Raw genomic sequence first — 12,619 nt, 5'->3', positions numbered from 1 at the left:
AAGAGAGAAAAAGAGAAAATGGGTCGCATCGCCGACCTGTTTTTTTTCTGAGACTTCCCTATAATACCGCCCGATTCCTCGAAGCAGTTGGCCTATCGATACACGAGTCTGTGATTGTGCTAACTGTTTCGGACGTAAACGATTTGGAGAAGTCTATGTCTACCCAAGCACCTGTGATTACCGTTGATGGCCCAAGCGGCGCCGGAAAAGGTACCCTTTGCATGTTGTTAGCAGAGAAGCTGGGCTGGCATTTGCTCGACTCTGGCGCGATCTACCGTGTTCTGGCTCTTGCTGCTATCCACCATGGCGTGGACACAGAGTCCGAAGACGCGCTGGTTCCGTTGGCTGCACACCTTGACGTGCAGTTTAAAGCCGAAGGTGAACTGGTTAAAGTTATCCTTGAAGGTGAAGATGTATCGGGTGAGCTTCGTAAAGAAGAAACCGGTATGGCGGCATCTAAAGTAGCTGCACTACCACGTGTTCGTGAAGCGCTGTTGCGTCGTCAACGTGCCTTTGCAGAAGCCCCAGGGCTGGTTGCTGACGGTCGCGACATGGGAACCGTTGTTTTCCCGAAAGCGGAAGTGAAAATTTTTTTAGATGCCAGCGCTGAAGAGCGCGCAACTCGCCGCATGAACCAGTTGCAACTGAAGGGGTTAGATGTTAACTTTGACCGCCTTTTAAACGAAATTCAGGAACGTGATGACCGAGATCGCAACCGCGCAGTCGCGCCATTACGTCCCGCGGACGATGCTTTAGTGCTAGATTCTACCTCTCTCAACATTGAGCAGGTGCTCGAGCAAGCTTTGTCCTATATTGAAAGTAAATATACCGTTACTTCTTAAAGTAGCGGCAAAGCCGTTGGTCGCAAGGATGATGACCGACATTAATATCAACCCCATGAGGTAGGATACCCGTGGACGTTTAAATAATTGAAGACCAAATTAATGACTGAATCTTTTGCTTCACTCTTTGAAGAATCTCTAAAAGAGATTGAAACTCGTCCAGGTGCCATCGTTAAAGGTACTGTAGTAGCTATCGCGAACGGTTACGTTCTTGTTGATGCAGGCCTGAAATCAGAGTCTTCTATCCCAGCAGAGCAATTCAAAAACGCTGCAGGCGAGCTAGAAATTGAAGTTGGCGCTGAAGTTGACGTAGCTCTAGACGCTATCGAAGATGGCTTCGGTGAGACTCAACTGTCTCGCGAAAAAGCGAAACGTCACGAAGCTTGGATCCAACTTGAGAAAGCTTACGAAGACGCTGAAACTGTTATCGGTGTTATCAACGGTAAAGTTAAAGGTGGTTTCACTGTTGAGCTTAACGGCATCCGTGCGTTCCTGCCAGGTTCACTGGTAGACGTTCGTCCAGTACGTGACACTGCTCACCTGGAAGGCAAAGAGCTGGAGTTCAAAGTTATCAAGCTAGACCAGAAGCGCAACAACGTTGTTGTTTCTCGTCGTGCTGTTATCGAATCTGAAAGCAGCGTTGAGCGTGATGAACTGCTGGCTTCTCTGCAAGAAGGCATGGAAGTTAAAGGTATCGTTAAGAACCTGACTGACTACGGTGCATTCGTAGATCTGGGCGGTGTTGACGGCCTGCTGCACATCACTGACATGGCTTGGAAACGCGTTAAGCACCCATCAGAAATCGTTAACGTAGGTGACGAGATTCTGGTTAAAGTTCTTAAGTTTGACCGTGACCGCACTCGCGTATCACTGGGTCTGAAGCAACTTGGCGAAGATCCATGGGTAGCAATTGCTAACCGTTACCCAGAAGGTCACAAACTGACTGGTCGTGTAACTAACCTGACTGATTACGGCTGCTTCGTAGAAATCGAAGAAGGCGTTGAAGGTCTGGTACACGTTTCTGAAATGGACTGGACTAACAAAAACATTCACCCATCTAAAGTTGTTAACGTGGGTGATGAAGTTGAAGTTATGGTTCTGGACATCGACGAAGAGCGTCGCCGCATCAGCCTGGGTCTGAAGCAATGTAAGAACAACCCATGGCAAGTATTTGCAGAAATGCAAAACAAAGGCGATCGCGTAACTGGTAAGATCAAGTCAATCACTGACTTCGGTATCTTCATCGGTCTGGAAGGCGGTATCGACGGTCTGGTTCACCTGTCTGACATTTCTTGGAATGTTGCAGGCGAAGACGCAGTTCGTGACTTCAAGAAAGGCGACGAAATCTCTGCAGTTGTTCTTCAAGTTGATGCTGAGCGTGAGCGTATCTCACTGGGCATCAAGCAAATGGAAGAAGACCCATTCAATAACTACATGGCCGACAACAAAAAAGGCGTTATTGTTAAGGGTAAAGTAACTGCAGTTGACGCTAAAGGCGCTACTGTTGAGCTAGCTGAAGGCGTTGAAGGTTACCTGCGTGCTTCTGAAGCATCACGTGATCGCGTTGAAGATGCGACTCTGGTTCTGGCTGTTGGCGACGAAGTTGAAGCGAAGTTCACCGGTGTTGACCGTAAGAACCGCGTAATCAACCTTTCTGTACGTGCGAAAGACGAAGCAGACGAGCAAGAAGCTATGGCTACTCTGAACAAAGCAGACGATGCTGCGTTCGGTAACGCAATGGCAGATGCTTTCAAAGCTGCGAAAAGCGAATAATTAATGTGAACTGAGGGGGAAAAATTCCTCCTCTACAGTTATACTGTTGAGAAACATACTAAAAGCGGGGTGTTCATGACGAAGTCTGAGTTAATCGAAAGACTGTGTAGTCAACAAATCCATCTTTCTGCCAAACAGGTAGAAGATGCCATCAAGGAAATCCTTGAGCACATGGTCACTACACTCGAAGAAGGTGACCGAATCGAGATTCGTGGTTTTGGTAGTTTCTCTTTGCATTATCGCGCTCCTAGAGTTGGACGTAATCCAAAGACTGGTGACAAAGTTGAGTTGGACGGCAAGTACGTTCCTCACTTCAAACCAGGGAAGGAGCTTCGCGACCGAGTTAACCTTTAACGGTTGATTCGATTCTGAATGAAAAAACGGCATGCGTATCGTATGCCGTTTTTTTATGTCTATTAGAATGGTCTGACAAGCCAAATTACTGCATAATCACACATAAACTGGCTGGCAAGTAACTGACATTTTCATCAATTGGGTGTCATGAGCCGGAAATTTTAAAGAGGGAGTGACAGTGAAGATTATTGGTATCGTATTACTCGTCCTGAGTTTTCTCATAGCACTGGCGTTAGGGACACAAAATCAGGAAGTGGTGAACTTCAACTATCTGCTCGCACAGGGTGAGTTCAAATTATCTTTGTTGTTAGGCATTGTCTTTGGAACGGGTTTTGCGCTTGGTTGGTTGATTTGTGGCATGCTTTACCTGAAAGCCAAAATGTCAGCGTCAATGTTGAAAAAACAAGTCAACAAACAACGCCAAGAATTGGATAAATTGCGCACGGACCCGGTTAAGGAATAACAGTAAATGCTTGAGCTGTTGTTTCTATTGTTACCAATCGCGGCCGGTTACGGCTGGTACATGGGCAATAGGAATGCTCGTCATCGTCGACAGGATCAATCACACCATCTTTCGAGGCAATATGTCGCAGGTTTGAATTTGCTGTTGTCAGATCAGTCTGACAAAGCGGTGGATCTGTTTATTGAGTTGCTTCAAGTCGACAACGAGACGATAGATACTCATCTTGCACTCGGGAACCTATTCCGTTCGCGCGGAGAGGTCGACCGCGCTATTCGTATCCACCAGAACCTTATTGCTCGTCCAAATCTCACCATTGACCAAAGAAATCTCGCACTCCAACAACTGGCCAAAGACTATATGGTTGCAGGCTTCTTCGACCGCGCAGAAAAGATCTTCCACCAGCTTGTTGATGAGCCTGATTACAAGCCGTTCGCATTACAACAGCTTCTTGCCATTTACCAACAAACCAGAGAATGGGAAAAAGCCATCGACATGGCGAGCCGTCTGGTCAAATCGGGTAAGACAAAACTGAAGCGCGATATATCGCATTTCTATTGTGAATTGGCGATGCAGGCTTTAGGTGATGAAGATGAAAGATCAGCGCGTCAGCTTTTAAAGAAATCCCTCTCTATAGATAAAACCTGTGTGCGAGCATCTTTAATGATTGCACGTATGGACATCGAAAATAATGACTACAAAGATGCCATCAAAGTCCTGGAGCATATATTGGAGCAAGACCCAGACTTCATCAGTGAAGCGTTACCGCTGCTGGACAAGTGTTATCACCAGCTGGGTAAGGAAATGTCGATGGTACGTTTCCTGAAAAGCTGTTTAGAAAAGAATACTGGAGCCGCTGCCGAATTGATGATGTCTGATGTGATCAACTCTCATGAAAATGCAGCCATGGCACAGAGCTTTTTGACTCGCCAACTTGTAAAAAATCCAACAATGAAAGGCTTCCACAAACTGATGCAGCTTCATGTTGAACAGGCTGAGGAAGGGCGAGCTAAGATCAGCTTAAACACGTTAAAACATCTTGTAGAAGAACAATTAAAGGTTAAACCGCACTATCGTTGTCGTAAGTGTGGTTTTTCTACCCACTCTTTGTATTGGCATTGTCCTTCATGCAAAGGATGGGGATCAATTAAGCCCATTAGAGGTCTAGACGGAGAATAATTAGGAATGCAGGACCCAAAAGTAATTGTTGCATTGGATTACCCAAATATTGATCAGGCACTGGCGTTTGTTGACCGTATTGAGCCAGGCAGTTGTCACCTGAAAGTGGGTAAGGAAATGTTTACCCTGTACGGCCCTGATTATGTGCGTAAGCTTCATGAACGTGGTCATACCGTTTTCCTCGATTTGAAATTCCACGATATTCCGAACACTTGTGCACGTGCGGTTGCAGCGGCGGCAGAGTTGGGTGTTTGGATGGTGAATGTTCATGCAAGCGGTGGTGAGCGTATGATGGTTGCAGCGCGTGAAGCACTGGAACCATATGGAAAAGACAAACCGTTGCTAATTGGTGTAACGGTACTGACCAGCATGGAGCAAAGTGACCTTGCGGGTATTGGCATTAGTCGTGAGCCACAAGAGCACGTAATGTCTCTGGCTACCCTAACCCGTAATAGTGGCTTGGACGGTGTTGTGTGTTCAGCCCATGAATCCAGTATGTTGAAAAATGCACTGGGTCAGGACTTTAAACTGGTAACACCTGGCATTCGCCCTGCGGGCTCTGATGCTGGTGATCAGCGTCGTATCATGACGCCTGTTGAGGCTGTTTCTGCAGGTTCTGACTATTTGGTGATTGGTCGCCCTATCACACAAGCGGCTGATCCAATGCAAGTCTTGACCGAGATTAACGCGTCACTGCGATAATTATTAAACCGCCGTCATCGGCGGTTTTTTACGTTACTATGCTTTTCCTAAGCCCTGCAACCGCAGGGCTTGTCTTTATGCAACATTGTATCGGGATCGTCGGTCCATTGTCGGTGCTGTGAAATGGCTTTCAATAAGACGTTGTGTCAGTGCATTTTCCGGTGCAGAGAAAATGCTTTGTGTCGTACCGGATTCCACCACTTCGCCGTTTTGCATCACCATGACTTTATCAGATATGTGTTTCACGACCCCCATATGTTGAGACACATAGATGTAGGAAAGTCCCATTTTTTCCTGAAGCTCTAGTAGGAGGTTCAGTATCTGAGAACGCATGGACATATCGAGTCCATTCAACGCTTCATCTGCAACTATGACGCAAGGCTGTAGGATCAGTGCACGAGCGAGCGAAACGCGCTGTTTTTGCCCCGTCGCCAGCATTTGTGGGTAGAAATAGGCGTGCTCAGGCAAAAGACCCACCAACCGAAGCGTATCCACAACACGTTTTTCACGCTCTTGGGGTGTCATGTTGGTGTTTCGTTTTAAAGGACTTTCTAAGATCTGCCCAATCTGATTTCGTGGATTCAACGACGTGTTGGGATCTTGAAAAATCATTCTGATCAATTTGCAGCGGGTTTTGTAGTCTTTGGGCAGTAAAGCATCACCGTTTACGTGTACTTCACCACCAGAGGGCTCGACAACACCCGCTAACATTTTTGCCAGGGTTGATTTACCGGAACCGTTTTCGCCAATCAAGGCGAGCGTTTCACCGGCATCTAAAGAGAAAGAAACCGGCTTTACAGCTTCAATGACACGCTTGGTAAACAGGCCTGTACGGTATTGGTAGTTTTTACTCAAGCCTTCAACTTCAAGCAATGCTGTCATGCTTTTTGACTTCCATATTGAGTGGGAAATGGCACGCGAACTTGTGGTTCTTTATTTTTTTCGTACGAGGTACTTCAACACACTTTCTTTGCGCATAAGGGCAACGTGGCCCCAAACGACAACCAATCGGTAAGTTCTGAAGTGGGGGAATCGCACCGGGAAGAGCTTCGAGCTTACATTTGTGTGGGATGTCTTTGCTGAAGTCAGGCATTGCCCGCAATAGCGCATTGGTATAAGGATGATGCGGCTTTTCAAGGATCTGCTGGCGGCTGGCCGATTCAACGGATTGACCACAATACATGACCGTAATACGGTCAGCCCATTGGGTTACAGTTGTTAAGTCGTGGCTGATCAACAATATGGTGGTATTAGAAATCTGATTGGTTCGACTGAGCAGACGGAATATTTGTGCCTGCGTAATCGGATCTAAGTCGTTGGTCGGCTCATCGGCAATCAGCAAGCGAGGACGGTTCGCGATTGCCATCGCAATCATCACCTTTTGACACTCACCGTCGGTTAGCTCGTAGGGGTAACTGTTCATGACGCGTTTGTGGTCTTTGATACCCACTTTGTGCAGCAGTGCGATTGACTGTTGCTTACGCCACGAAAGTCGCTGCCACCAACTGCCACTGAATGAACTCGATGGAATCGCTTCTTCAAGCTGATAACCCACTTGCTCAGAAGGATCCAAACAGGTGGAAGGCTCTTGAAAAATCATCGCGATGTCTTTGCCAACAACGTGTCGACGCTCGCGTGCGGGCAGAGAGAGCAAATCAATATTACCCAAGCGTAATCGGTCTGCACTGACACGCCAGTTGTCTTTAGTGACGCCACAAATGGCCTTAGCGACCAAGCTTTTGCCTGAGCCAGATTCGCCTACCAAACCACGAATTTCACCTTCGTTGATGGTTAAGCTCATCCGGTCTACGGCCTTCACCGGACCTTGAGGTGTATCAATTTCGATGGTCAGGTGTCGAATATCTAATAACGGCATTATTCTGTCCCCGCATTAACCGCTTGGCTAACGCCATCGCCTACTAAGTTGACGACCAAGACACTCACCATGATAGCGAGCCCTGGTAATGTCACTGTCCATGGCGCTGTAAATACTAACTCTATAGAGTCACCCAACATCGCGCCCCATTCAGGAGAAGGGGCTTGTGCACCCAATCCAAGAAAGCCAAGCGCGGCAATATCCAGAATCGCTACTGATATTGCGCGTGTCAGTTCGGTACTCAATATCATAAAGATGTTTGGCAATACCGAGTGGTAGAGGAGATAAAAACTGTTGGCACCATCGAGTCGTGCAGCAAGAATGTACTCTTTTTCCATTTCAGCATGCACTGCCGTGTATACCGATCGAATAAAGCGAGGAATAAGCGCCAGCCATACCGCCAACAATATGCTCATCTCTCCGGGACCTTTAAAGGCGACAACAATGATTGCCAACAGCAGTGACGGAATAGACAAGACGGTATCGAGGATGTGGTTCAGAAAGCTCGATTTTAAGCCGGATGTCATGCCTGCCAAGATACCAATCAAGACACCAATAATGCCTGCCGCAAGTGCAACCAGAAGCGCATAGCCGAACGTCAGTCTAGAACCCGCAATCAAGCGTGATAGCATATCGCGCGACAGATCATCGGTACCCAAAAAGTAGTCAACGGTTCCGGCATTGTCCCAAGACGGAGGCTGTAGTAGATGGCCTGTCTGGAATTGCGGATCGTAGGGCGTTAACCATGGCGCGAAAATTGTCACCAGCAGAAGAATACACAGCAACCAGAAAACAGCCACAGCCAACGTGTTTTCTCTGAATGCTTTCCACGCGCGTTCCAACTGGGTCGGAATGCGCTGCTCTAAATACACACTATTTGAGGGCATACCATTCCTTCCTTGCTAGTGGACTGATAGCAGCACCCGCGAGATCTGAAAAAATATTGGCCAGTAAAACCACGCTTCCCACGGTGAGAACACCCGCTTGTACTGCCACATAATCTTTAAAACTCAGCGCATCCAACAACCAAGTGCCGATACCTGGCCAATTGAAAATCGACTCAGTAATGATGGCAAAGGTCATCATGGTCGAAATTTGGATACCAAATTTTGGGATGATAGGAGGTAACGCGTTTTTAAGGCCGTGCCGCATGACAATCTCAGACTTTGAAAGTCCTTTTGTTGCAGCGGCTTTAATATAGTTCTGGCTCATAACATCTGATACTGAGTCACGGAGAAGTTTAATAATTTCTGTGGTTGGTGCCACGGCCAATACCAGAGTCGGCATGATCAAGTGGCGAATAATGTCTTCGACGGCCTGATTGCGCTGTGGGTGGTTTGAAAGCATCACGTCGACCAACGCAAAGCCCGTCGTGTTGGGGATTTCAAACAGCAAGTTGTAACGCCCTGATACTGGCAACCAGCCAAGGTAGAGAGAAAACAACATGATCATCAAAATGGCCATCCAGAAGATGGGCATCGAGAACGTTAAGAGTGTAATGGAAGAGATCACAATATCGGCTGGAGAGCCGCGACGAATGCCAGCAAGCGTTCCTAGAGGTATTCCTACAATGAGTGCAATGAAGAAGGCAAAAAAGCACAGTTCCATGGTCGCAGGGAATACTTCTGACAACGCTTGAGTCACAGGCAGCCCATCAGCGGAAATACCAAGGTTGCCTTGCATCAACTGACGGAGATATTGAAACCAACCAGCCCAGAATTCTTGCTGATTAAAAACGGAGAATGGGTCGAGCTTGACAATGTTATAGCTGATAAGCGTCAGTATCAGCAGTGTTATGATAAACAGATTGAGCCTGCGAATAGCATAGATCAACATAGATCAATGGCTCCTCGAAACATTTGCAAAAGATTTGTCTCCAAATGGACTGAGGTTAATACCCTGAAGGCTGGCGTTTCTTGCTTGAAAATGTACGCCATGAGCGAGAGGAATGACGGGCATCCTGTCTTTCAATATGGTTTGCGCTTGCAGATATATATCGCGTCGTTTTTCCTGAATATCTGTTGCTATCGCGCCGTCCAAATAACGGTCAAAATAGCGATTACACCAATTCGATAAATTCCAGCCCGTGAATTTGGCATTACACGAGAGTAAAGGACGAAGGAAATTATCAGGGTCGCCATTATCGGCAATCCAGCCAGTAAGTACCATACCTAGATCACTAATTTCATCACGAAGCAGTTTACGATTGATGTCTTCTTGCGCAACGATGTTCACCTGAATACCAATCACCGCTAAATTAGACTGGATTAGCTCCGCGGCTTTGATGGGGCTAGGATTGTACGCCTTAGGCGTCAGCGGTACCAATAAATCGACACTAAAACCATGCCGATAGCCTGCTTTTGCCATCAGACTCAATGCGAGTTGAGGGTCAAAGGTTGTATTGAGCTTGTCGTCATAGGCCCAAGACATCGGTGGAAGCATACCTGTCGCTGGGGTGCCCGTTCCGTGATAAACCGACTGAATCAAGGTGTCGCGATTGATCGCGAGGCTGATCGCTTGGCGTACTTCTAGCTCTGAAAGCGCCGGATGACGAGTATTCAACGCAATAAACGCCACATTCATCCCTGTTTGAGACGCCAATACAAAATCTGGGTTCTTTTCAATCACGGAAAGCTGGCTGGCAACGGGAGAAGAGAGTACATCACATTCACGCGTGATCAGTTTTGCCAAGGTTCCAGTCCCACGAATACTGATGTCGTAGACAACTTGCTCCATGGGGGCGGCCCCATTCCAATATCCCCAGTGGCGTTTTAAACGAATAAGCTGATGCGGTTTGTATTCATCCAAATGAAAAGCCCCCGAACCCACGGGGAGGGTGTCGATGTTGGCTAATTCGCCACTTTTAATCAGTGTGTCGCCATATTCGGCTGAATGAATCACGGCATACGTGGTCGACAGGGTGGATAAAAATGACACATCGGGGCGAGATAAGGTGAATTTCACCGTGTAATCGTCGAGCGCGTCGACCTTGGTGACTAAGCCAGCAAAATCCATGCTATCGAACCATGGATATTCACCGCCGGAGACATCATGAAACGGGTGCTCTGGGTCGATCAGGCGATTAAAACTGAACACCACATCTTTGGCCATGACACCTCGATGGGGAATAAACCAGTCAGTGACTTGAAATTTGGCGCTGCGACGAAGCTTAAACGTGTATTCCTTTCCATCCGGGCTGACGCTCCAGCTTTGCGCCAACATAGGGATAGGTTGGTAGGTGTCGGGGTCTAATTGGAGCAATCTATCGAAGATTTGGCTTGAGAGCGCATCTGCTGTTAACCCCCCATCGGTCAATTGGGGATTAAAGGTGTTGGGTTGTCCCGGCCCGCAATAAATAAACCCTCGATTTCTCGCTGAGTTTTCAGAGAACGGGTCTTCACATCCTGCCAGTAGCAATATAGCAACGCTCGCGGTGAGCAAACGACGTAATGCTCTCATAAGCCAATGATTCATTGTTCGGATTAAGTGATTCAATTTACCACTGAAGCAACCTTGTCACCAAGTGGTCACGAAAAGAACAGACCAAAATACAACGAATTGAGTGCGAATCTATACAGTGTCCTGAACATCCTCGCCCACCAAGTTATATTTTCTGAGCAAGCCTCTTATTTGATGGTAGCTTAAGCCCAGAAGCTCTGCGGCACGTCTTTGATTAAACTTGGCTTGTGTCATGGCTGATTCAACAATCTCTTTTTCCTGCTGTGTTTGCCATTGGCGCAAGTCCATTGGAAACGAAAATGAGGCTGTTGCTTCCGGTGCTTGGCTTTCGCTGGCTGCCCACGGTGCTTTGAACGGGTCGAGGTGAATAGTATCGACTTCACTGTGTTCATCACCGTGACGATAGATGGCGCGCTCTATGACATTTTTTAGCTCACGCACATTTCCTGGCCATTGATAGCTCAACAGTGTTTTCTGAGCAATTGTCGAAAAACCACTGAAGTAGCTGTACCCGAGTTCACGACACATTTTCACTGCGTAGTATTCGGCGAGCAGCAGGATATCGCCATGACGCTCGCGAAGAGGAGGGAGGTGAATAACATCGAACGCCAATCTGTCGAGCAGATCCGCGCGAAAATTCCCGTTAGAGGCTAATGCAGGCAAATCCTCATTCGTGGCGCAAATCAGTCGCACATCTGAACTCAGTGCATCGCTGCCGCCAACACGCTCGTATTCACCGTATTCAATGACCCGCAATAGTTTTTCTTGCACGCCAAGCGGCGAGGTTGCGAGCTCATCCAAAAAAAGTGTGCCACCTTCTGCCCGCTCAAAGCGGCCTTTGTGCCGGCCTTTCGATCCACTGAATGACCCCGCTTCATGACCAAACAGCTCAGAGTCAATCAGTCCCTCACTGAGCGCCGCGCAGTTTAAGCTCACTAACGGGCCATCCCAGCGTTTTGATAAATAATGCAAACGCTTGGCAATTAACTCTTTACCTGTACCACGCTCTCCGATGATCAACACAGGTCTATTCAGCGGTGCGATGCGCGACACATGATCTAACACGGAAAGGAAGTGATCGGACTCGCCAATTAAATTGTCAGGCTTTTGCATGGTTAAATTTACCACTTGTTAGTTTATTTAATCATACGCTTGTTAGGTTATAAAACACAAGTTTTCTTAAGTTTATGATTATTATGGAATATAAAAGTTGGCATGCACTTTGATATAGGAACATCATGAATGCAATACACTCGACATTAACTCGTAAGCGCACAGCGCGCATTTTGTAAAAGGAGTCTCACCATGGGTATTTTTTCTCGCTTCGCAGACATCGTTAATGCCAACGTTAATTCACTGTTGGACAAAGCTGAAGATCCTCAGAAAATGGTTCGCCTGATTATTCAGGAAATGGAAGATACACTGGTTGAAGTTCGTACTTCATCAGCGCGTGCGTTGGCAGACAAAAAGGAACTGGCACGCAAAATTGATAATATTGAACGTCAAATGACAGACTGGCAGGAAAAAGCCACGTTAGCATTGCAAAAGTCGCGTGAAGATCTGGCGCGTGCCGCTTTGATTGAAAAACAAAAAGTGCACGATATTCTGTTGACACTCAAAGAAGAATATAGCCTTGTTGATGAAACGATTGAAAAATTGGGTCATGAGATCGCTGAGCTTGAAACCAAACTAGCTGAAACGCGAGCTCGCCAGCAAGCATTGGTGATTCGTCGTGAGGCTGCGGGTAAACGTCGTGATGTTCGTCGCCAATTAGATCCGAATCGCACAGATGAAGCGATGGCGAAGTTTGAACAATATGAACGTCGCATTGATGAGCTGGAAGCAGAAGCTGACAGCTACACCATCGGCAAAGGTAAACGCTTGGAAGACGAATTTGCGGATCTGCAAGCGCAAGATGAAATTGAAAAAGAACTGGCGAAGATGAAAGCCGCGCTGAAAGACAAAGAATAATCT

Annotated in this window: 13 protein-coding genes; 7 read left to right on the top strand and 6 right to left on the bottom strand. The window is 47.1% G+C overall.

Annotated elements, in window-relative coordinates:
* Window positions 1-155: 155 nt before the first annotated feature.
* The 6 genes from cmk (at window position 156) to pyrF (ending at window position 5,310) form a co-directional block, all read left to right on the top strand.
* Window positions 156-842, top strand: coding sequence for a (d)CMP kinase (gene cmk / locus B5D35_RS03785; protein ID WP_078751266.1), 687 nt, complete (start codon window positions 156-158; stop codon window positions 840-842).
* Between the two features lie 102 nt (window positions 843-944).
* Complete coding sequence (gene rpsA / locus B5D35_RS03780; RefSeq protein WP_078751265.1) at window positions 945-2,615, top strand: 30S ribosomal protein S1; 1,671 nt, start codon at window positions 945-947, stop codon at window positions 2,613-2,615.
* 75 nt (window positions 2,616-2,690) lie between these two features.
* Window positions 2,691-2,969 carry an integration host factor subunit beta gene (ihfB, locus tag B5D35_RS03775; RefSeq protein WP_078751264.1) on the top strand — a complete coding sequence of 93 codons (279 nt, stop codon included), beginning with the start codon at window positions 2,691-2,693 and terminating at the stop codon, window positions 2,967-2,969.
* 178 nt (window positions 2,970-3,147) lie between these two features.
* Window positions 3,148-3,432 carry a LapA family protein gene (locus tag B5D35_RS03770; RefSeq protein WP_078751263.1) on the top strand — a complete coding sequence of 95 codons (285 nt, stop codon included), beginning with the start codon at window positions 3,148-3,150 and terminating at the stop codon, window positions 3,430-3,432.
* A 6-nt stretch (window positions 3,433-3,438) separates the two neighbouring features.
* Entirely contained in the window at window positions 3,439-4,608 is a 1,170-nt protein-coding gene (lapB, locus tag B5D35_RS03765; RefSeq protein ID WP_078751262.1) for a lipopolysaccharide assembly protein LapB, read from the top strand.
* A 6-nt stretch (window positions 4,609-4,614) separates the two neighbouring features.
* Complete coding sequence (gene pyrF, locus B5D35_RS03760; protein WP_078751261.1) at window positions 4,615-5,310, top strand: orotidine-5'-phosphate decarboxylase; 696 nt, start codon at window positions 4,615-4,617, stop codon at window positions 5,308-5,310.
* 75 nt (window positions 5,311-5,385) lie between these two features.
* On the opposite strand, the gene B5D35_RS03755 is transcribed toward pyrF, so the two are convergent.
* The 6 genes from B5D35_RS03755 to pspF all read right to left on the bottom strand — a co-directional run bounded on the left by B5D35_RS03755 (window position 5,386) and on the right by pspF (window position 11,758).
* Window positions 5,386-6,192, bottom strand: a complete 807-nt coding sequence (locus tag B5D35_RS03755) for a peptide ABC transporter ATP-binding protein (RefSeq protein ID WP_078751260.1) — start codon at window positions 6,190-6,192, stop codon at window positions 5,386-5,388.
* Complete coding sequence (locus B5D35_RS03750; RefSeq protein ID WP_078751259.1) at window positions 6,176-7,186, bottom strand: peptide ABC transporter ATP-binding protein; 1,011 nt, start codon at window positions 7,184-7,186, stop codon at window positions 6,176-6,178. Before B5D35_RS03750 ends, B5D35_RS03755 begins: the two co-directional genes overlap by 17 nt.
* The gene (gene sapC / locus B5D35_RS03745) at window positions 7,186-8,073 is read right to left on the bottom strand and encodes a putrescine export ABC transporter permease SapC (protein ID WP_078751258.1); all 888 of its coding nucleotides are present in this window, start codon (window positions 8,071-8,073) and stop codon (window positions 7,186-7,188) included. The genes B5D35_RS03750 and sapC overlap by 1 nt, the downstream gene beginning before the upstream one ends.
* Window positions 8,060-9,022 carry an ABC transporter permease gene (locus B5D35_RS03740; RefSeq protein WP_078751257.1) on the bottom strand — a complete coding sequence of 321 codons (963 nt, stop codon included), beginning with the start codon at window positions 9,020-9,022 and terminating at the stop codon, window positions 8,060-8,062. Before B5D35_RS03740 ends, sapC begins: the two co-directional genes overlap by 14 nt.
* 3 nt (window positions 9,023-9,025) lie before the next feature.
* Window positions 9,026-10,645, bottom strand: coding sequence for an ABC transporter substrate-binding protein SapA (gene sapA, locus B5D35_RS03735; RefSeq protein WP_078751256.1), 1,620 nt, complete (start codon window positions 10,643-10,645; stop codon window positions 9,026-9,028).
* Between the two features lie 111 nt (window positions 10,646-10,756).
* Window positions 10,757-11,758, bottom strand: a complete 1,002-nt coding sequence (gene pspF / locus B5D35_RS03730; RefSeq protein WP_078751255.1) for a phage shock protein operon transcriptional activator — start codon at window positions 11,756-11,758, stop codon at window positions 10,757-10,759.
* Between the two features lie 192 nt (window positions 11,759-11,950).
* On the opposite strand from pspF, the gene pspA reads away from it, so the two are divergent.
* On the top strand, window positions 11,951-12,616 hold the full coding sequence (pspA, locus tag B5D35_RS03725) for a phage shock protein PspA (RefSeq protein ID WP_078751254.1): 666 nt from the start codon (window positions 11,951-11,953) through the stop codon (window positions 12,614-12,616).
* Window positions 12,617-12,619 lie beyond the last annotated feature (3 nt).

Source organism: Enterovibrio nigricans DSM 22720 (genome assembly GCF_900167155.1).
GTDB classification, from domain to species: Bacteria; Pseudomonadota; Gammaproteobacteria; order Enterobacterales; family Vibrionaceae; genus Enterovibrio; species Enterovibrio nigricans.
The sequence above is the reverse complement of the archived record's forward strand: the minus strand, read 5'-3'. Positions and strand labels throughout refer to the sequence as shown.

What these genes read in the sequence shown, in the direction of transcription:
- ihfB (WP_078751264.1), top strand. Translation starts at nt 2,691, where the DNA reads ATGACGAAGTCTGAGTTAATCGAAAGACTGTGTAGTCAACAAATCCAT.
- sapA (WP_078751256.1), bottom strand. Translation starts at nt 10,645, where the DNA reads ATGAGAGCATTACGTCGTTTGCTCACCGCGAGCGTTGCTATATTGCTA.
- B5D35_RS03755 (WP_078751260.1), bottom strand. Translation starts at nt 6,192, where the DNA reads ATGACAGCATTGCTTGAAGTTGAAGGCTTGAGTAAAAACTACCAATAC.
- pyrF (WP_078751261.1), top strand. Translation starts at nt 4,615, where the DNA reads ATGCAGGACCCAAAAGTAATTGTTGCATTGGATTACCCAAATATTGAT.
- B5D35_RS03750 (WP_078751259.1), bottom strand. Translation starts at nt 7,186, where the DNA reads ATGCCGTTATTAGATATTCGACACCTGACCATCGAAATTGATACACCT.
- pspF (WP_078751255.1), bottom strand. Translation starts at nt 11,758, where the DNA reads ATGCAAAAGCCTGACAATTTAATTGGCGAGTCCGATCACTTCCTTTCC.
- sapC (WP_078751258.1), bottom strand. Translation starts at nt 8,073, where the DNA reads ATGCCCTCAAATAGTGTGTATTTAGAGCAGCGCATTCCGACCCAGTTG.
- rpsA (WP_078751265.1), top strand. Translation starts at nt 945, where the DNA reads ATGACTGAATCTTTTGCTTCACTCTTTGAAGAATCTCTAAAAGAGATT.
- B5D35_RS03740 (WP_078751257.1), bottom strand. Translation starts at nt 9,022, where the DNA reads ATGTTGATCTATGCTATTCGCAGGCTCAATCTGTTTATCATAACACTG.
- lapB (WP_078751262.1), top strand. Translation starts at nt 3,439, where the DNA reads ATGCTTGAGCTGTTGTTTCTATTGTTACCAATCGCGGCCGGTTACGGC.
- pspA (WP_078751254.1), top strand. Translation starts at nt 11,951, where the DNA reads ATGGGTATTTTTTCTCGCTTCGCAGACATCGTTAATGCCAACGTTAAT.
- cmk (WP_078751266.1), top strand. Translation starts at nt 156, where the DNA reads ATGTCTACCCAAGCACCTGTGATTACCGTTGATGGCCCAAGCGGCGCC.